The following is an 18,046-nucleotide window of genomic DNA, read 5'->3' on the forward strand; positions in this document are numbered from 1 at the left end:
GGAAATCCATCAAACTTCTGATTTATAGGGGAAATTTCAGGACCATAACCTTGTTACCTCCTGACTCTTGAAACCCTTCAACACTCTTCCTGAAGACTCGGACGGCGATGGAAGAGTGGCTGAAGAGGAGCAGTGGAGGGTGAACAGGCCTGGACGAGGAGGCCGTGAAAGAGGTGTCGGCAAAAGGACGAGTGACACCAATAGCTTCAGAGGAGAAACTCAACTTAAAGTTGATAAATGCTATTGAAAGAAGCGCCCATGACACGGCTCGGTTCTGGAAAGCCGCAAACCTCGTCCTTTCGCCGACAGGCTGAACGCCATTTGTTCGGCAGCTCTCGCACCCAGGTCTTCCATCCATTCCGTCGGCACAGCCTCTAGCTCCGCCTAACTTATGCGAAAAATCTTTGAGAACCGGGCGGGTTGTTCTAATCTGTGTCACCGGCGGGGAAGCCGGAGATGAGGAAGAACTCCCATGCAGAACATCGCCCGCTTCTGGCCCTCGGCCATTCTCGTGAGCGGCCTCCTCCTGGCAGCAACCGATCTGCCCCTGCTGGAGGGAAGCGGCCTGGCGGTCACGCTGGGCGCGGCCGGCTTCCTGGGCCTGCTGGCCTTCTGGCGCGCAGCACCGGCCTGGACGGGCCCGTCGCAGCTCGTAACCCCCCCTGCCCGTCGGATTACCATCCGCATACGTTGCAGCCGCTGACATACGGAGCGATATGGCCTGCGTGAACATCACGAGTATGGTTAGGAGACTAGGATGAACGATCCCTTGGCCAATCGCGAGATCTGGGTCGTCTGGGGCGGGGTCTTCCGTGATACCAGCTTCACCGAGCTGGAAACCGGCACGGAGGAACTGCACGGTCCCTTCCACAGCATGGCTGACGCGGAAAAGGTATGGTTGGAGCGCATGCGCCGCATGGTGGATATCGCATCACACCGCCTCTTCGTGCTGCGCGCGGTGCCTGCGAGCGGCAGCGCCACGTGACACCGGCCTGGCTTGGCGGCTGGCTTTCAGCCGCCTGGCCGCGGCAAGAGGCTGAAGGTCATCGGCTGCGGGCAATGGAACTGGTCCTGGACCAGTTGGCGGCCAGGATCGCGATGGCGGAGGTCGAGGCCGGCCGCCAAGCAGAGGTTGCCCGCCAGTGGAAAGAACGTGCGCTGATGGCGGAGGACACACTGGTCCAGCTACGAGAGAGCTTGGGTCATGCCCGCCGCCTCGGGCAGGCAGGTTAAGAACGGAAAACCTCCGCGAAGCGTCTGGCCTTCTCAGGATCCCGCCAGAGAGGTCTCGCCGCGCAGCTTGGCTCAGCCCGGCACTCGAGCTGAGCCGGAGTGGGACCATCACCAAGCGTGGCTGTGGCCATGAGCAGAAATGCCGCCGTGGCCAAGCCAAGGCACCCCAGCAGCAAAAGCAAGCTCTGACGGAAACTCTGCATTGAAGAAGCCTTGGCAGTGACACCTCAGTCTCATTTATGAAAAAATTACTAACGTACGCAATCATTTTTTAGACTACGGGCCTGTGTTGCCACAGCCCGTCAGTGAGGCACCGGCGATACATTGCTCTGCGAAAATACCTGGTAGATGTTGAGGACCGTAACAGGAACCGGCAACATGGGCGTTTTCGGCGTTAGACAAGGCTTGTGTGGTAGGAGCAGCGAAGCATGAAGCTGATGCTGCGCTTTGTTGCCCCTCACCTCATCCGGCTCTGGGATGATGATCGAGCGGACGACCGCCGATATTGGGCAGCCGCCTTCACAAGCCAGGAAATGAGGCCAGTTCATGCCGGCCGGTATCTACATCGATGCCGCTTCGTGCAGCATCGTCAGCCATGCAACGAGCATGCTTCCGTAACTTGGCGGCTGGAGAGCCAGCTGATCTCTCCAGTTCCCTCTAGTGTGTCTTGCTCAGTCGAAGGTAGAGCGCCGAGCCTGGTGGAAGCCCGCAACATGGTTCTGGATACCGCCCGTCAGCATCATCAAAGGCAGCACGGGACCCAAAGCCCTGTTCTCGCACCCGCTTTCATCATGCTTCCAGCCTTGCCGCATTGTCCACGGGTATGGGCCGGAGGTGCCGAGGTGGAGGCTTCGACATCATCAGGGCAACAGGTCTCCCGCCGTCTCTGCATCATTCGGGAGCGGCTGCACTCGCATGATCCCGTTTTCTCCTGTGCGATCGAAACACTCGAACACGAAGGGCAGCCGCCGACGCAGTGGCTATGCCGCACGCTTCAGAATGCATCCCGGAGCGGATGTGAGGCCCTTCTTGAGGGAATTTAACAAGTTCGGCTTACTAAATTCCTCGAACCGGCAGAGTTCGCTGCCGGCCACCATGTGCCGACGAAGCCGGAATTAGACATGTCTAATTCAGCACCTGCGCGGGATAGACATCTTCCGAGGACAGCCATTAAAGCTGAACCGAAAGCACAGGGAGACGGCGAGCATGAGCAGAAGCCGCGGAGGGGGTCAGCGGACCATCCTGATTTCCTCACCTAAAGGGGGATCCGGAAAATCGGTTTTGGCGCGTCACCTGCTGGTAAGCGCCGCCCAGGCAGGACTGCAAAGTATTGGGCTGGACTTCGACCGCCAGCAGACTCTTACTAAGTGGAGCATGCGGCGTGCGCAGACGCGTGATGCTTTTCCTGACTTCGCTGATGTGCCGGTGGCGCCTGTGGTTCTGCAGGACTGGCGCGCCAGCCTGAGGCAGGCCAATGGCTATGACCTGGCCGTACTGGATACGCCACCTTCCGTAGAGGACCATCTTCCTGCCATCGATGGCTTGGCCCGCGCTGCCAATCTTGTTCTTGTGCCGGCTGTCTGCACACAAGATGACGTGGAAGCTGTGGGTCCCTGGATACGCAGCCTGACAGACAAGGGCTTTCGGGCTGTGGTGGTCCTGAACCGCGCCAATCGCCGCACATCATCCTTTGCGCGCATGCGGGGCACCTTGATCAAGGCAGGACCTGTTTGCCCGACCGAAATACCGCAGCTGGAGGATATCCACGTTCCTGCGGTGAAAGGGCTGACCCTGCTCGACTACTCCAAAAGCCGCGGTATCGCACCGTTTGAGGAGATCTGGGCCTTCGTTCGCCGGGAGATCGAGCTATGAGCGGCAGGCGGTCAAAGAGCGCTCTACGTGATTTCCTGTTGGCAGAAGAGCCAGAGGGCCACGCTGTCATCCTGCCTGACCCGCGTGCCTCTGCCATGCGGCAGCTGGGGGAGGCGGAAGATGAGGCTTTGGACACCATTCGTGAGGTCTTCACCGGCACCAGCCTGATGCAGGATAAGGCTAAGGTGTCGCGCATCCTGCAGGTTCGGGCAGAGATCCAGAAGGAATGGAGCGACGCGCGGGATAGCTTCCTGGCAATTGGCCGGGCCCTCCTGAGCCTTGAGGAGAGCCTGACTCGCACAGAATGGCAGCGGCTGCGTCAGAGCAGCGAGCGGCTCTTTCCGTTTTCGGAGGCAACAGCAACCCAGCTCCGGCAGATCGCGCGCGCTGTCGATTCTGGTCGGTTGCCGCGGGAGCAATGCCCTGGAAGTTACGGTACCGCCTATCAGATCACCTTGTTGTCGGATGCACAGCTTCAGGCGGCGCAGGAACGAGGGTTGATCCGCCCGGATGTGACACGGCGCGAGATCATGGTGCTCAGGCGCGAAACTCGTCTTTTGGCCGACGCTCCGGTACCGAGAGGCAGGATTGACCGCGCCGCCTTGAAAGATGAGCGCCGCCGTCTCACCGAACGCCGGGATGCACTCAGAGCTAGCTTGGCGCAGATCGAAGAGCGTCTACGGCAGATTGAACGCCTCTTTGGTAATGAGGAAGGCTAGGAACAGACAGGAGGTGGACCGCTTAGTGCTAACCAGGAGTGGCGACATCCCATCTTCGGACCTGCGCCACCTCAAAGTTAGCTGGCCGATCATTGCCAATGAGCATGAAGCTGGTGAAGACTGGCGGCAGCCGACAAGTGCTTCCTAAGTAAAGAGAGCCGGCTGCCTTAGGCGAAGGGTCTGCACCAGCAGGAGCAGCTTGATTTCCGTGAGTGTGCCGGCATCCGCCATGGCCGCCAGTTCCACCAGAGGCACTTCCAGCACCTCGATTTCCTCGTGCTCCTCCACGAGGCCGCCGCCCTTGGCGACCCGATCAGCCTCTGCATAGGGCGCCAGGTAGAGCCAGGCGCGCTCCGTAGAGAGCGCCGGCATGGTCCAGACACAGGCGACGGGTTCCAGCGAGGTCAGGCGCAGCCCGACTTCTTCCAGAGCTTCACGTCGGGCGCAGGATTCGGGGTCCGCCTCGTCAAGCCGGCCGGCGGCAGGCTCCAGCATCATGCCATCGCCAGAAACATGGTAGGGGGGAGTGCGGAACTGGCGCACCAGCATCGCCACACGGCGGGCGGGGTCGTAAGGAAGCACCACCGCTGCCTCGCCGTGGTCTTCGATGTCGCGCTTGGTCAGCTGTCCGTCCGGTAGCCTTATGGTGGCCACCATCAGCTTGGACCAGCGGCTATGCGTTACCTCGGTGGATACGATCGTAGCCAAGTTCAGCTCTCCTTATCCGGCCGCGCAGGGAAGCAGGCGGCCGGGGGAGGAGCAAGACTCAGCCCGCGGAAACGCGGGTCTCGTTCAGGACCGGGCGGGCAAGCTCCGGCTCCGCCTGCAAGGCAGCGAACCATGCCACCGTCGCACGCAGCCCCTCCGCCAGGGCGGTGCGAGGCGCCCAACCCAGCAACTGCTGGGCCTTGGTGATATCGGGACGGCGGCGCTGTGGATCATCCTCCGGCAAAGGCATGTTCACCACGGTCGAACGCGAGCCGGTGATGGCCAGAACCTGCTGCACCAGTTCAGAAACCGTCAGCTCGACCGGATTGCCGATGTTCACCGGGCCTGGCTGCGGGCCCTCGTAAGCCATGAGCCGCATCAACCCATCGACCATGTCATCGACATAGCAGAAGGAGCGGGTCTGGCTGCCCTGGCCATAGACGGTGATATCCAACCCTTCCAAAGCCTGGGTAATGACATTGGAGACGACACGACCATCATCGGCGCGCATGCGCGGCCCGTAGGTGTTGAAGATGCGCACGACCCGCACCTCCGCCCGGCCGGACCGGTGGAAGTCGAAGGTAAGAGATTCAGCGGCACGTTTACCTTCGTCGTAGCAGGCGCGGGGGCCGGTGCAATTGACATTGCCCCGGTAACTTTCCGCCTGCGGATGCACCTCCGGGTCCCCGTAAACCTCGCTGGTGGAGGTCAGCAGGAAGCGCGCCTCATGCTTCTCCGCCAGGCGCAGCAGGTTCCGGGTTCCCAGCACACTGGTCAGCATGGTGTGCTCGGGGTCCGCCTGGTACTGCGGCGGCGAAGCGGCGCAGGCGAGGTTGTAGATCTCGTCCAGGCGACGCGGCAGGGCCCGCAGCGGGAGCGGGTCGATGACATCCCCTTCGATGAAGGTGAAGTTCGGGTCCTGCTCCAGCTTGCGCAAAGTCCGGCGCTGTCCTGTCTGCAGGTTGTCCAGGCACCAGACCTTGGCGCCTTGCGCGAGCAAAGTCTCACAGAGATGAGAGCCCAGAAAGCCCGCGCCACCGGCCACGAGAACCTGCTTCGTCTTCGCTTTCATGGGAGCTCCCTTTGCATTTCTGTGACGGCGGGGAAGGGCTTGGCCCAGGAAGATCCCGGGGCAGGGGCCTTGCGACGCATTGCTTCTTGCAGATGCGCCTCCAGCTCGGCAGCACGATGCCCGGCGGTATGCTCAGCCAGGATTCGCCGCCGCGCCGCCTGGGCCATCCGCTCTCGGCACTCCGCACCGGGGGCGCGCAGCACCGAGAGAACGTCTTCGGCATCCTCGGCCAGCACGATCTCCTCGCCTGGGCGCAGCACGGTCTCGATGCCGTTCCAGATGTCGGAAATCACCGGCGCGCCGCAGGCCGCGGCCTCGAAAAGCCTGACGCTGGGGCTGTAGCCGGCCGCCACCATATCGGCGCGGGTGACGTTCAGCGTGTAGCGGCTGGCGCTGTAGAAAGCCGGGTGCTCGGACGGGGGGACGTGGTCGAGCCGCTCTACATTGTCCGGCCACACGATCTCGGCCGGGTATTGCGGGCCCGCGACCACGAAGCGCAGGTCAGGCGCTTGGCGCGCGGGCTCCAGCAACAGGCGCTCCAGCACCGGCTGGCGGTCCGGGCTATAGGTGCCGAGGTAGGAAAGGTCCCAGCGCTTCGGGACCTCCTGCGGCTGGTAGGCCTCGGCATCCACCGAGCAATAGAGCGGCCGCGCCGCTGGGGACCCGTAGCGCTGCATCAGCAGCTCCAGCGTCGGCCCGCCGGTGAAGGAGAGATAAAGATCGTAGCCGGGGATCAGTTCCGGCGAGAGATATTCGGTGTCCCCCTGCCGCAGCTTCGCCAGCGTCACCGGCGTATCGATGTCGTAGAAGGCGGTGATGCCACGTGCGGTGCGCTGCGCCCATTCCCCCACCGCCACGCCCTGCGGCACATAGGAGCCGACAATCACCGCATCGGCGTTCTCCACCGCCTCGCTCCATTGATCCTGCAGCGCCTGCAGATCGGGGTAGAACTCCAGGCGGCAGAAGTCCGGCGCCGGCATGTCCCGATGCGCGGCATACCAGGGCACGTCGCGCTCCAGGAAGAGGATGCGGTGGCCGCGAGCCGCCAGCGAGCGCAGCAGCGCCCGGAAGGTGGTCGCATGTCCGTTGCCCCAGGAGGAGGAGAGGCTGAGGCCGAGGACGACGATATCGAGCGGCGTTTCCTTCATGCCGCGACGCCGTCGCGCATCGTGGCCTTCTGCCGCCGCAGCAGCATGTCCACCTCGGCGCCACGGATGGCATAGGTATGGCCGGCGAGGATGCGCTGGCGCCCCGCCTCGCCGATGGCGCGGGCGCGCATGGGCGTCAGCGCGGCCAGTTGCTCGGCCACATCCTGGCCATCGCGCGCCACCAGAACTTCCTCGCCCTCCTTCAGGAACATCTCCAATCCGACCCAGGCATCGGTGATCAGGCAGGCGCCGGCGCCGCAGGCCTCGAAGACTCGTGTGGCGGGGGAGAAGCCGGTGCTGGCCATGCTGTCGCGGGCGATGTTCAGCACCGCCAGGGGCGAGCAATTGAAGGCGTTGTGATCCCGCGTATAGACATGGCCGAGATGGCGCACATTCGGCGGCATCGACTTGCTCTCCCAACCATTCCCACCGATGAGAAAGTCGCGGCCGGGCAGGCGGGTTGCAGCATCCAGGAAGAAGGTCTCAACGCGGGCTTCACGATCCGGAAGCCGGTTGCCGAGGAAGGAGAGATCGGAGGCGAAGCGCTTCTCGCGCGGCACCGGATGATGCGTGGAAGGATCAAGCGCGTTGTAGACGGGCACGCAGCGGCGCGCGCCGAAGCCGGTATAGGCATCGATCACCGGCTGGCCGCCGCCATAGGTCAGCACGAAGTCGAGTTGCGGCAGCACGCGGCGCAGCACATGGTCCGGTGAAGCGCCGATTTCCGCCAGTGTCGCCGGGGCGTCGACATCCCAGAAGATGCGGATGGCGCCGGGCCTGGCCGCGCGCATCACGCCTTCCAGCAGCTCTTCGTCATAGACGCCGACGCCGCTGGCCTTCACCACGACATCCGCGTCGGCGGCACGGGCAATCACATCGCGCAGCGCCGTGTCATTGGCATCATAGACCACCACGCGCGCCCATTCCGGCGGCTCGATGTCGCGGTGCTTCTGCCGGTCGAAGGCATCGGGCTCATAGAAGGTGATGTCATAGCCGCGGCCGGCGAGGTCGCGCAGCAATCCGCGGTAATAGGTCGCCGCGCCGTTCCAATAGGAGGACAGCAGGCTGGAGCCGTAAAAGGCGATCTTCATGCGGCGGTCTCCACCAGCGTCTGGGGCCGGAGTTCGGCCAGAATGGACAAGAGTTCCTGCATCCGGTGCGCGCAGCTATGGCGGGCGCGGATGCTCTCCAGCCCGCTCGCCACCAGGGCGGCGCGCAGGTCCGGGTCGTGTTGCAGGGCGCGCAGATGCGCCGTCATCTCCGCCGTGTCGTGGCCGACCAGGAAGTCCTGGCCTGGGCGGAAGAGATTCTCGCTGTCCTGCCAGGGCGCCGAGACCAGCGGGATGCCGCAGGCCAGGGCCTCGAAGACCCGGATGGTCGGGATGCCGGGCAGGGTGGTGACATAGAAGCGGCGCGGCACATGCACCGTCGCCAGATGCCGCGCGAAGACCTCCGGTGCGCTGGCATTGGGCAACCAGCCGCGAAACTTCGCACCGTGGCGCTGTAAGGTTCGCAAAGCCTCGTCCGGGTAGCGCACGCCATGGATGGTCAGCGGCAGGCCCGCCTCGCGTGCTGGGCGCAGCAGCATGGATTCGATTTCTGCGCTGCGCTCGCCGTCGCCCCAATTGCCGATCCAGACCAGCCCCTCGCGCTGGCCTTCGACGGCGGGCGGGTGGAAGTGGCGGGTGTCGGCGGCCTCATGCCAGGTCCAGACACGGCCGCCCCAGCCCCAGCGGCGATAGACTTCGGACAAGGCCTCGCCGAAGGCCAGCACGCCATCATAGCCGTCGAGGTCGAAGGCGCGGATCGCCTCGGGGTCCGAGACGGCGCGGTGATGCGTATCGTGGAACAGCAGCGTGAAGCGGCCGCCATTCCGGCGCAGCCGACCCAGCGCCGCGACCAGCTTCGGCTCGTTCCATTCATGCATGATGACGAGGTCGGCATCGGCCACCACGGCCTCGCATTGCGCGAAATGGTCGAAGCGGCGCGAGGCCAGTTCCGGATAGGCGCCGCGATAGGCCTGCAGCCCTGCCGAGCCATGATCGGCCAGCAGGTTCTGCAGGCTCCAGGCGCCGGCGGGTTCCATGGCCAGCACCTCGTCGCCGCGCGCGACGAATTCCCGCAGCACGCCACGCAGGAAATGCGCGTTGCCATGGTTCCAGCAGGATTCAAGGGAATGCGTAAAATAGACCAGCTTCACGCGGCGGCCTCCAGTCGGATGCGGTGCGGCAGCATGTCGCGGTAGATCGCGAGCATGCCCTCCGCCATGGCGGCTTCGGAGTAACGGGCGGCACGTGCCTGGGCCTCGGCGCCACGCCGGGCCCGCAGGGCGGGATCGGCGGCAAGGCGGCGCAACCCGTGCAGGAAGCCGGCCTCGTCCTCCGGCACGGCGTAATCTGCGGCCTCGCCCCAGATCTCGCGGAAAGAGGGGATATCGGCCAGCAGCAGGGCACAGCCGGCCTGGGCCGCTTCCAGTACCGTCAGGCCGAAGGGCTCGTAGCGGGCGGGCGAGACGAAGATGCCAGCCCGCGCGAAGGCCTCGGCCATCTCATCGGCATTCAGCAGGCCGAGGTGATGCAGATGGGGCAGGGAGATGGCGCCGCCGCCCGGTGCGGCCAGAGGGCCTGCGACCTGGACCGGTTGGTCGAGATAGGGTGCGATGCGGTCCAGCAGGGCAATGTTCTTGGCTTCGTCCCACAGCCGCCCGGCGGCCAGGATGCCCTGGCGCTGCGCGGCGGGCGGCGCCGGCTCGGCTTGGCGGCCGTTATGGACCACGCGCGGCGGCCGCGGCAGCCCGTAAAGCTGCGCCGTCATGGCGGCGAAGGCGGCGCTGGGAGCCACCAGCGCATGGGCGGCGCGATAGCCCTGGGCCACCATCTCCCGCTGCCAAGCCAGGTCCGGGGGCAGGGGCGTGCCGCGCATCATCGCCCACCAGCTGGCGACGCAGGAATGGCAGCCAACCAGCAGCGGCATCGTGAAGGCGCCGCCGGCGGCCAGCGTCGGGCTGTTCAGATGCACCAGTTCCGCCTGTTCCTCGGCTGCCAGTGCGGCCAGGGCTCGGCCGGCCTCCAGCAGCGTGGCGGCATCGGCGCCGGTCCAGTCCAGGGGCAGGTCGGTCAGGCGCAGGCTGGTGCCGGGAATGGACGTGGCCGCCGCGGCCTGGGCAGGGGTAGGGCGGGGCCCCAGCACGGCCAGGGTGATGGCCATTCCCCGCGCTGCCAGCCCGCGTGTCAGGTCCAGCGCATGGGTCCAGACGCCGCCTACCGCATCCGTGGTCAGCAGGATGCGCGGCGGGGAGGCGGTCAGGGGCGGTGGCATGCCAGCGCCCCTGACCGCCGCCGCAAGCCAGTCATGTCAACGTTTCCAGGCTGCTGTCGGCGGCCTGCAGGCCGCTTTCCTGCTCCAGCCAGCGGGCCAGGGCGGCAATGCCCTCGCGCCAGGGGCGCGGCTCGTTCAGGCCCAGCTCGCGCCGCACGGCCCTGGTGTCGGAGACGTAGTAGCGCTGGTCTCCGGCGCGCCAGTCGGCGAATTGCAGGTCCACCCGCCGGCCCAGCATCTCCTCGATCGCCGCCACAAGCTGGCGCAGGCTGATGGCATTGCCGGGGCCGCCGCCGAGGTTGAAGGCGCGGCCATGGGCGGTGCCCATGCGGCTCCAGGCATTCAGATAGGCCTCGACCGCATTGTCGACCTGCAGCACGTCGCGCACCTGCCGGCCATCGCCGAAGATGCTGATCGGCTCGCCCCGCAGGGCGCGGATCAGGAAATGCGCGACCCAGCCCTGGTCCTCCGTGCCCATCTGCCGCTGGCCATAGATGCAGCTCATGCGCAGCACGGTGGTGGGCACGCCGAAGGAACGGTCGTAGTCCAGCACATACTGGTCCGCCGCACCCTTGGAGCAGCCATAGGGCGTGTGGAAATCCAGCGGCCGGCCTTCGCCGATGCCGCTGGCGCGCAAGCCCGGGTCGACCGGCAGGTAGCAATCCTGCACCTGTTCCAGCGCCACGTCACCGAGGTCGCCATAGACCTTGTTGGTGCTGGCGAAGACCAGCGGAACCTTGCCGCCGCCGCGCTGCCGCAGCCCTTCCAGGATCAGGAAGGTGCCGCGCAGGTTGATGTCGAAATCCTCCTGCGGCGAGACGAGGCTGGTGGTCACCGCCACCTGCCCGGCGAGATGGAACACCGCCTGGGCGTCGCGCAGCGCCGTATCCACCGCGCTGGCATCGCGCACATCGGCCACCATGGTGGTGATGCGGGCCGGGTGCCGGGCCTGCAGCCAGGCCAGGTTGCGCTCGACGCCGGGCCGGGCCAGGGCATCGAAGACGATGACGTCATGACCCTGCTGCGCCAGCCGGTCAGCCAGGTTGCAGCCGATGAAGCCGGCACCGCCGGTGACCAGGACGGGCTTGCGGCCGCCGAGCGCCGGGTTGGCGATCTCGGTGCCGCTCATGCCACCAGTCCCCGCATCTCCAGTTCCTTGCGCGCCTGCAGGACACGGTCCTCGGCCTGTTGCTGCGAGGCCACCCATTCGGCGAGTTCCGCTAGATCCTTCTGGAAATCCCGGTCCACGCGGAAGCCGAGCTCCTGCTGGATGCGGCTGATGTCGGGGATGTTGTGACGGATGTCGCCGCTGCGCGCCTTGCCCGTCATCTCCGGCCCGAGTTCCGGCCGGCCCATGGCGGCGGCGAGCGCCAGCGCAACTTCCTCCACCGTGCGGTCCTGGCCGCTGGCGACGTTATAGACCTGCCCGGCGGCCTTGGGATGTTCCAGCGCCAGGACAAAGGCCTTGGCCACATCGCCGACATGAACGAAGTCGCGGCGCTGCTGCCCGTCCTCGAAGACCATCGGGCGCTGCCGGTTCTGGATGCGGGCGGCGAAGATGGCCAGCACGCCGGTATAGGGGTTGGAGAGCGCCTGGCCCGGCCCATAGGCATTCCAGAGCCGCAGCGCCACGCCTTCCATGCCATAGGCCGGCGCCAGGGTGAGCGTCAGCCGCTCCTGCGTGTATTTGTTGATGGCATAGACCGAGGCGAGTTGCGGCCGCTTGCTTTCCGGCGTCGGCACCGGCACCAGGGGCCGCCCTTGCGTGTCCAGCGGGTCCCAGTTGGCGGCGCCGTCGCGGCGCGGGCTGCGCAGCACATCGTCATGCAGCCTGCCATCGGCGTCGCGATACAGGCCCTCGCCATAGATGCTCATGGAGGAGGCGACCACCACGCGGCGCACCGGCTTGTGGATGAGCTGCTGGAAGAGCACCGCGGTGCCCAGCTCATTGACCGAGACATAGCGGTCGATCGCATACATGCTCTGGCCGACGCCTACCTCGGCGGCGAGATGGATGACGCTGCCGACGCCTTCCAGCGCCCGGTTGACAGCGGCTTCGTCCCGCACGTCGCCCCGCATGAACTCCACCTCAGGGGCCAGCAATGTCGGCCCACGCCCGCCATGCACCTGGTCGATCAGGCTGTCGAGCACCCGGACCCGGTAGCCCCGTTCCAGCAGAGCCCGTGCCACATGGCTGCCAATGAAGCCTGCGCCACCGGTGATCAGGATGGTCTCGTTCATGCCGTGGCCCTTGTCGCAGGCGCCCGCGATGCGGGCATGGAGGAAACGCCGCCCCCGCGTGGGCGCGTGGAGCAGGTAAGTAGAAGATGAACAAGAAGCTGAATGCGCGTCAGGCGTGGCAGTTGCGGCGGAGCTTGGCAAATTTCAGGACCTCTTCTCCTGCTGTGGCAAGAGAGCAACGCCGCTTTGGCGCTCACATGGCCGTGAAAGTCCTTGTGGAAAGCAGCGGGATCAAACCATCAAAAATTTATGTGTTGGCAGGATCAACTTAGAAGCTTCGCCCCGCATTGATAGCTACGCCTACGCCAGCTACTCCCGGAGGAGGCGGTGCTGCTTGGCGGCCTAGCCGCCAGCCGGCGTATCGGGCTGTCATGCAGCAAGGCCGGGAGCAAGGCTTTTCGGCGAATTCATTGGGGATGGAGGTGTCGTGTCGGGTTCAGCATCGCTCCGCGTCGGCGTGGTCGGCGCCGGGAATTGTGCCTCCTCCTTTGTGCAGGGCCTGGCCTATTACCGGGATGCCGGCGCGAATGAGCCGCCGCCGGGGCTGATGCATGTCGATCTCGGCGGCTACCATGTGCGCGATATCGAGATCGCCTCGGCCTTCGATGTCACCGCCGGCAAGGTCGGGCGCGATCTGTCGGAGGCGCTGACGGCCCATCCCAACAACACGCACCAATTCGCCGCCTTGCCGCCCAGTGGCGTGCAGGTGCATCGCGGCCCCACGCTGGATGGCCTCGGCACCTATCTGCGGCAGGATCTGGAGGAAGCCGAGGCGCCGGTGGCCGATGTGGCCGAGGTGCTGCGGGAGAGCCGTACGGATGTGCTGGTCTCCTACCTGCCGGTGGGTTCCCAGCAGGCTTCCGAATATTATGCCGAGCAGGCGCTGAAGGCCGGCTGCGCTTTCGTCAATTGCATCCCTGTCTTCATCGCCTCCAATCCCGACTGGCGGAAGCGCTTCGAGGAGCGCAACCTTCCCATCATCGGCGACGACATCAAGAGCCAGGTCGGCGCCACCATCGTGCACCGCGTGCTGGCCAATCTCTTCCGTGAGCGCGGCGTGCGCATCGATCGCACCTACCAGTTGAATTTCGGCGGCAATGCCGATTTCAAGAACATGCTGGAGCGCGAGCGGCTGGAATCCAAGAAGATCTCCAAGACCCAGGCGGTGACCAGCCAGTTCGACGTGCCGCTGGATGCCGACAATGTTCATGTCGGCCCCAGCGATTTCGTGCCCTGGCTGACCGACCGGAAATGGGCGCAGATCCGCATCGAGGGCACCAGCTTCGGCGGCATGCCGTTGAACCTGGAGTTGAAGCTGGAAGTCTGGGATTCACCCAATTCCGCCGGCATCGTGATCGACGCCGTGCGCTGCGCCAAGCTGGCGCTGGACCGCGGCATCGGCGGCGCGCTGACGGCGCCTTCCTCCTATTTCATGAAGTCGCCGCCGCAGCAGTTCACTGACAGCGAGGCGCGCGAGCGCACCATGCGCTTCATCCAGGGGCTGGACTGACGCCGGCTCCATGGCCCTGACTCTGTTCCTGCTGCGGCATGCGGCGCATGACCGCGTGGGCGACCTGCTCTGTGGCCGGATGCCCGGGGTGGCGCTGGGTGAAGCTGGCCGCTGGCAGGCAGCGCGGCTGGCCCGGCGCTTCGCGCCCGGGGCGCTGGATGCGCTCTATACCAGCCCCGTGCAGCGCTGCCGCGAAACCACAGCCCCACTGGGTGCCTCCTGCGGCCTGGAGCCCGGCATTCTGCCGGAGGCCGAGGAAGTGGATTTCGGCGCCTGGACTGGCAGCCGCTTCGCCGCGCTGGAGGAGGACCCGCATTGGCGGGCCTGGAACCACAGCCGCGACACCGCCGCCGCCCCAGGAGGCGAGGGGATGGCGGCGGTGCGGGCGCGCGTGCAGGCGCTGCTGGCGGTGCTGCGGGCGCGGCATCCTGAAGGGCGCGTCGCCCTGGTCAGCCATGCCGAGATCATCCGCACCGCTATCCTGGAGGTCCTGGGCCTGCCTTTGCAGGCCTATGAGCGGCTGGAGGTCAGCCCGGCCTCCATCAGCGCCCTGGCGCTCTGGCCCGGCGGCGGGCGGGTGCTGGGGCTGAACGATGTGGCGCATCTCGCCGATACGGAAGAAGGGGAAACGGCATGAGCCAGCGGCCGTCACAGGATGCGATCCGCGCCGGCGCGACCGCGCTGGGCGATTGGTTCCACAATATCGACCTGCATGGCGTCTGGACCGCGCCGGACCACCCGCTGGGCAATCATCCCGGCCAGTTCTGGCAGCATTTTTCCCATGTGCTACCGGCCGACATGACCGGCATGAGCGTGCTCGATATCGGCTGCAACGGCGGCTTCTATTCCATCGAGATGAAGCGGCGCGGCGCCGCGCGGGTGCTCGGCATCGACCATGACGAGACCTATCTGGAACAGGCCCGCTTCGCCGCCCGCACCCTGGCCCAGGACATCGAGTTCCGCCGCATGGAGGTCTATGACGTCGGCGCGCTGGGTGAGCGCTTTGACCTCGTGATCTTCCTCGGCGTGCTCTACCACCTGCGCCACCCGCTGCTGGCGCTGGACCTGATCCACGAGCATGTCGCCAAGGACCTGCTGCTGTTCCAGTGCATGCAGCGCGGGACCACCGAGGTGGCGCCGGTGGCCGAGGATTACCCCTTCACCGATGCCGCGCCCTTCGAGGCAGCCGGCTTCCCGCGGCTGCAGTTCATCGAGCACCGCTATGCCGGCGACCTGACCAACTGGTGGGTGCCCAACCGTGCCTGCGCCGAGGCCATGCTGCGCAACACCGGCTTCGAGATCCTGCAGAACCCGGACCCCGAGGTCTATCTCTGCCGCCGCACCGCCCCTGCCTATGGGGCCGCCGCCGTCTACCCTGCCCGCGGCCCTGGCGCCGTCTGACTGACAAGGACATTCCGCCCCGATGATGACTTCGGCGATGATCTGGAACGAGCCCAACAACAAGTCCCATTGGGACCCGGAGGTGGACCCGGACTGGGTAATCTTCGCGGAAACGGCGCGAATGGCCGGGGAGGCGGTGCGGGCGGAGAGCAGCCAGGTCACCCGCGTGCTGGGCGGCATGTCGCCGATCGACCCGGTCTTCATCATGAAGATGGCGCAGCGCGGCGTGCTGGAGCAAATGGACGCCGTGGCCGTGCACGGCTTCCCGCTGGACTGGAACCTCTGGCCCATCGACCACTGGCCGGCCAAGCTGGACGAGATCAAGGCTGTGACGGACCTGCCCATCTGGGTCTCCGAAGTGGGCGTATCCTCCTTCGGCTCGGAGGAGGTGCAGGCCTGGGGCGTCAACAAGACCGCCGGGCTGCTGAAGGGCTTGGCGCCGCGCATCCTCTGGTACAGCCTCTTCGACCTGCCCAGCAGCTGGGAAGCCACGACGCGGCACCGGGAGGCCGAGGGTTCCTCCTACTACCGCCACTTCTACATGGGCCTCGTGCGGGAAGACGGCACGCCCAAGCCCTCGCTGGAGCAGTTTGCCCAGCACGCGCCGGACCTGGGCATCTGCCAGTGGTTCCATTTCGAGGACCACCGGCTGGACGATGCCGTGACCTGGCTGAAGCGCCTGGGCGTGAAGCATCTGCGCACCGGCATTTCCTGGGCCGACAGCTACCGCCCCAATGCCCTGGCCTGGTTCGACCGGCAGATGGAGGCGCTGGCGGATTTCGACGTCACCGTCACCTTCTGCTTCACGCCGGAACACCGTGGCATCGCCCCGCACCACACCAGCGCGCCGCAGGTGGTGGAGGAATTCGCCTCCTTCTGCGCCAGCATGACGCGGCGTTACGCGAGCTGAGAGGCAAGGCTGGGGGAATTCATTCCCCAGGCCCCCTTCTTTTGTTTTCGAGTTCCCGGGTGCGCCTGTGGCGTCCCCGGAAGATTGTCATCGCCGCCCTGAAACAACAAAGGCGGCCGCTACCGGCCGCCTGACGAACCCAATTTGAAGAAAGAAGAAGGGGTTCCAGGGGAATTCATTCCCCTGGCCTTTCCCCCATCTCAGCGCGTCAGCGCCGCCCCCAGGCGCCGCAGCCCCACCATCTGCTGCCGCAGCCAGCCGCCATGCACGGGCGCATCGGCCGGGGAGCCATCGCCGGTCGGCGGGTAATAGTCGCGGCGGAAATCGGCGGTGCCGAAGATCCAGTCCCAGATCGGCAGCAGCACGGCGAAGTTCTTGTTGGCCAGTTCCTTCCCCTGGCCGTGGTGCAGCCGGTGGAAGCGGGGGGAGACGATCAGCCGTTCACCAACGGTGCCGAAGGAGAGGCGGATATTGGCGTGGCTGAGGCTCTCGGCCAGGCGCAGCACGATGACCACCAGCGGGAACTGCCCTGGCGGCACGCCGATCAGCAGCGCCAGGCCGCCGAACCACAGGGCGCCGATAACATCATCCAGCACGTGGTTGCGGTCGTCGGTCCAGAAGGTCATCTGGGTCTGGGCATGGTGGATGGAGTGCAGGGCCCACCACCAGCCGAAAGTGTGCTGGAAGCGGTGACGCCAGTATTCGCCGAAATCCATCACCACGATGTAGGTCAGCAGCGCCAGCAGAGGGTATTCGCGCAGGGCGGGGATCAGCGTCTCCAGTGTCGGCGGCACCCAGCCGCTCTCGGCGACCAGCCCCGCCAGCCGGGATTCCATGGTGGAGAAGGCGATAAAGGCGATCAGCGGCAGGATGCCGAGCCGCGCCAGCATCGTGTAGAGGATATCGACGCGCACGCGCCGGCGGTTGCCCCAGCGCTCCACCGGCTTCCAGGCTTCCAGTGGGCGGCAGATGGCATAGACAATGGCCACCTGCAGCAGGCCGAACATGAAGAAGTCCATCCAGTCGAAGGCATCTTCCGCCCAGGCCATGAGGCCGAGGGCATAAAGGGCGGGCTGCACCGCTGTCTCGAAGAGCCAGCCGTTCAACCCGTTCCAGCTATCCTGGATCGCGTCCATCATCGCTCATGCCACTCCGGAGGCCGGCAGGGTGGCGAAGCAGAAGCCGCGCGCCTGCAGCCCTTCAATCAAATCCTCGAAGATCAGCCCAAAGGGCTCGCGCCGGCTGCGCACTCCCCAGTGCATCAGCAGCACCTCGCCGTCGCGGGTGCGGGAGAGCGCCTGGGCCAGCAGCGCCTTGTTGGGATACTTGGCGCTGTCCAGCTCGTCGCCCAGGAAGCCGCGCGCGCTCCAGCCCTGGTGGCGCAACCCGCAGGCGGCGGCCAGCTTCAGCGCATTGGGCGTGGTGCGTCCGCCCGGCGCGCGCCAGAGCGGCAGGACCTTCGCCTCGGGCGCAATGGCGCGCAGGGCCTCGATTGGCTTCTGCAACTCGGCGCAGAAGCCTGGCCCGTCCAGCGTCTCGGCGCCCTCGCCACGGCGGCGGGAAACATAGCGCACCTGTCCCGGGCCTGGGTCGGCGGCGAGATACCAGTGGCGCCAGGTATGGCTGCCGAAAGCATGGCCCTCGGCGGCGCGGGCGCGCCAGAAATCGGCCCAGCCGGGGGCCAGGGTCTGGCCACCGCGGAAATCGGGCTCATTGGCCAGGAACAGCGTGGCGCGGATCTCGCGGCGCTGCATGGCGGCGGCGATGGCCTCGGCCTCCCGCCCCCAGCCGGTGTCGATGGTCAGGTAGAGGGTGCCGGCGCGGCATTGCGGCAGAGCCGGCGCCGCCAGGGCCCGTGGGGCGGCAAGGGCAGCGGCAGCCGCCGCCAACAGGGCGCGGCGGGGCGGGGAGGCC

At 66.1% G+C, this 18,046-nt stretch carries 20 protein-coding genes; 10 read left to right on the plus strand and 10 right to left on the minus strand.

Annotation, left to right across the window (positions count from 1 at the left end; all coding sequences use genetic code 11):
- The first annotated feature begins 472 nt into the window (after positions 1 to 472).
- The 5 genes from IBL25_RS10370 to IBL25_RS10390 all read left to right on the plus strand — a co-directional run bounded on the left by IBL25_RS10370 (position 473) and on the right by IBL25_RS10390 (position 3,824).
- Positions 473 to 703: a hypothetical protein gene (locus tag IBL25_RS10370; RefSeq protein WP_187778475.1), complete on the plus strand. Its 231-nt coding sequence runs from the start codon at positions 473 to 475 to the stop codon at positions 701 to 703.
- A 54-nt stretch (positions 704 to 757) separates the two neighbouring features.
- Positions 758 to 985: a DUF4170 domain-containing protein gene (locus tag IBL25_RS10375; protein ID WP_187778476.1), complete on the plus strand. Its 228-nt coding sequence runs from the start codon at positions 758 to 760 to the stop codon at positions 983 to 985.
- A 74-nt stretch (positions 986 to 1,059) separates the two neighbouring features.
- A complete protein-coding gene (locus IBL25_RS10380; protein ID WP_187778477.1) occupies positions 1,060 to 1,233 on the plus strand; it encodes a hypothetical protein in 174 nt (57 codons plus the stop codon).
- A gap of 1,206 nt (positions 1,234 to 2,439) precedes the next feature.
- Positions 2,440 to 3,105 (plus strand): ParA family protein, encoded by a 666-nt coding sequence (locus tag IBL25_RS10385; protein WP_187778478.1) that lies wholly within the window; start codon positions 2,440 to 2,442, stop codon positions 3,103 to 3,105.
- Positions 3,106 to 3,233: 128 nt separating this feature from the next.
- Positions 3,234 to 3,824 carry a hypothetical protein gene (locus tag IBL25_RS10390; RefSeq protein WP_238940338.1) on the plus strand — a complete coding sequence of 197 codons (591 nt, stop codon included), beginning with the start codon at positions 3,234 to 3,236 and terminating at the stop codon, positions 3,822 to 3,824.
- A gap of 144 nt (positions 3,825 to 3,968) precedes the next feature.
- Here the strand turns inward: IBL25_RS10390 and IBL25_RS10395 are convergent, their stop codons facing one another.
- From IBL25_RS10395 to IBL25_RS10430, 8 genes are read right to left on the minus strand one after another with little or no spacing between them, the layout of a single operon-like run.
- Positions 3,969 to 4,532: an NUDIX domain-containing protein gene (locus IBL25_RS10395; protein WP_202986749.1), complete on the minus strand. Its 564-nt coding sequence runs from the start codon at positions 4,530 to 4,532 to the stop codon at positions 3,969 to 3,971.
- A 58-nt stretch (positions 4,533 to 4,590) separates the two neighbouring features.
- The gene (locus tag IBL25_RS10400; protein WP_187778480.1) at positions 4,591 to 5,604 is read right to left on the minus strand and encodes a UDP-glucuronic acid decarboxylase family protein; all 1,014 of its coding nucleotides are present in this window, start codon (positions 5,602 to 5,604) and stop codon (positions 4,591 to 4,593) included.
- Positions 5,601 to 6,752 carry a CgeB family protein gene (locus IBL25_RS10405; protein WP_187778481.1) on the minus strand — a complete coding sequence of 384 codons (1,152 nt, stop codon included), beginning with the start codon at positions 6,750 to 6,752 and terminating at the stop codon, positions 5,601 to 5,603. The genes IBL25_RS10400 and IBL25_RS10405 overlap by 4 nt, the downstream gene beginning before the upstream one ends.
- Complete coding sequence (locus IBL25_RS10410; protein WP_187778482.1) at positions 6,749 to 7,843, minus strand: CgeB family protein; 1,095 nt, start codon at positions 7,841 to 7,843, stop codon at positions 6,749 to 6,751. The genes IBL25_RS10405 and IBL25_RS10410 overlap by 4 nt, the downstream gene beginning before the upstream one ends.
- Entirely contained in the window at positions 7,840 to 8,952 is a 1,113-nt protein-coding gene (locus IBL25_RS10415) for a CgeB family protein (RefSeq protein ID WP_187778483.1), read from the minus strand. The genes IBL25_RS10410 and IBL25_RS10415 overlap by 4 nt, the downstream gene beginning before the upstream one ends.
- Positions 8,949 to 10,070 (minus strand): glycosyltransferase family 4 protein, encoded by a 1,122-nt coding sequence (locus IBL25_RS10420; protein WP_187778484.1) that lies wholly within the window; start codon positions 10,068 to 10,070, stop codon positions 8,949 to 8,951. Before IBL25_RS10420 ends, IBL25_RS10415 begins: the two co-directional genes overlap by 4 nt.
- Positions 10,071 to 10,101: 31 nt before the next feature.
- On the minus strand, positions 10,102 to 11,199 hold the full coding sequence (locus IBL25_RS10425) for an SDR family NAD(P)-dependent oxidoreductase (protein ID WP_187778485.1): 1,098 nt from the start codon (positions 11,197 to 11,199) through the stop codon (positions 10,102 to 10,104).
- A complete protein-coding gene (locus IBL25_RS10430; protein ID WP_187778486.1) occupies positions 11,196 to 12,311 on the minus strand; it encodes an NAD-dependent epimerase/dehydratase family protein in 1,116 nt (371 codons plus the stop codon). Before IBL25_RS10430 ends, IBL25_RS10425 begins: the two co-directional genes overlap by 4 nt.
- Before the next feature lie 86 nt (positions 12,312 to 12,397).
- On the opposite strand from IBL25_RS10430, the gene IBL25_RS10435 reads away from it, so the two are divergent.
- From IBL25_RS10435 to IBL25_RS10455, 5 genes are all read left to right on the plus strand, one after another.
- A complete protein-coding gene (locus IBL25_RS10435) occupies positions 12,398 to 12,583 on the plus strand; it encodes a hypothetical protein (protein ID WP_187778487.1) in 186 nt (61 codons plus the stop codon).
- 155 nt (positions 12,584 to 12,738) lie between these two features.
- A complete protein-coding gene (locus tag IBL25_RS10440; RefSeq protein ID WP_187778488.1) occupies positions 12,739 to 13,821 on the plus strand; it encodes an inositol-3-phosphate synthase in 1,083 nt (360 codons plus the stop codon).
- A gap of 10 nt (positions 13,822 to 13,831) precedes the next feature.
- Complete coding sequence (locus IBL25_RS10445; RefSeq protein WP_187778489.1) at positions 13,832 to 14,458, plus strand: histidine phosphatase family protein; 627 nt, start codon at positions 13,832 to 13,834, stop codon at positions 14,456 to 14,458.
- Positions 14,455 to 15,222: a TIGR04290 family methyltransferase gene (locus tag IBL25_RS10450; RefSeq protein WP_187778490.1), complete on the plus strand. Its 768-nt coding sequence runs from the start codon at positions 14,455 to 14,457 to the stop codon at positions 15,220 to 15,222. The genes IBL25_RS10445 and IBL25_RS10450 overlap by 4 nt, the downstream gene beginning before the upstream one ends.
- A 22-nt stretch (positions 15,223 to 15,244) precedes the next feature.
- Positions 15,245 to 16,132 (plus strand): glycoside hydrolase 5 family protein, encoded by an 888-nt coding sequence (locus IBL25_RS10455; RefSeq protein WP_187778491.1) that lies wholly within the window; start codon positions 15,245 to 15,247, stop codon positions 16,130 to 16,132.
- 200 nt (positions 16,133 to 16,332) lie between these two features.
- Here the strand turns inward: IBL25_RS10455 and IBL25_RS10460 are convergent, their stop codons facing one another.
- Both IBL25_RS10460 and IBL25_RS10465 read right to left on the minus strand, forming a co-directional pair.
- Complete coding sequence (locus IBL25_RS10460) at positions 16,333 to 17,271, minus strand: sterol desaturase family protein (RefSeq protein WP_187778492.1); 939 nt, start codon at positions 17,269 to 17,271, stop codon at positions 16,333 to 16,335.
- A 3-nt stretch (positions 17,272 to 17,274) separates the two neighbouring features.
- The coding region (locus tag IBL25_RS10465) for a polysaccharide deacetylase family protein (protein ID WP_238940339.1) at positions 17,275 to 18,046 on the minus strand (772 nt) is incomplete at its 5' end.

Source organism: Pseudoroseomonas ludipueritiae (assembly GCF_014490445.1).
Lineage (GTDB): Bacteria > Pseudomonadota > Alphaproteobacteria > Acetobacterales > Acetobacteraceae > Pseudoroseomonas > Pseudoroseomonas ludipueritiae.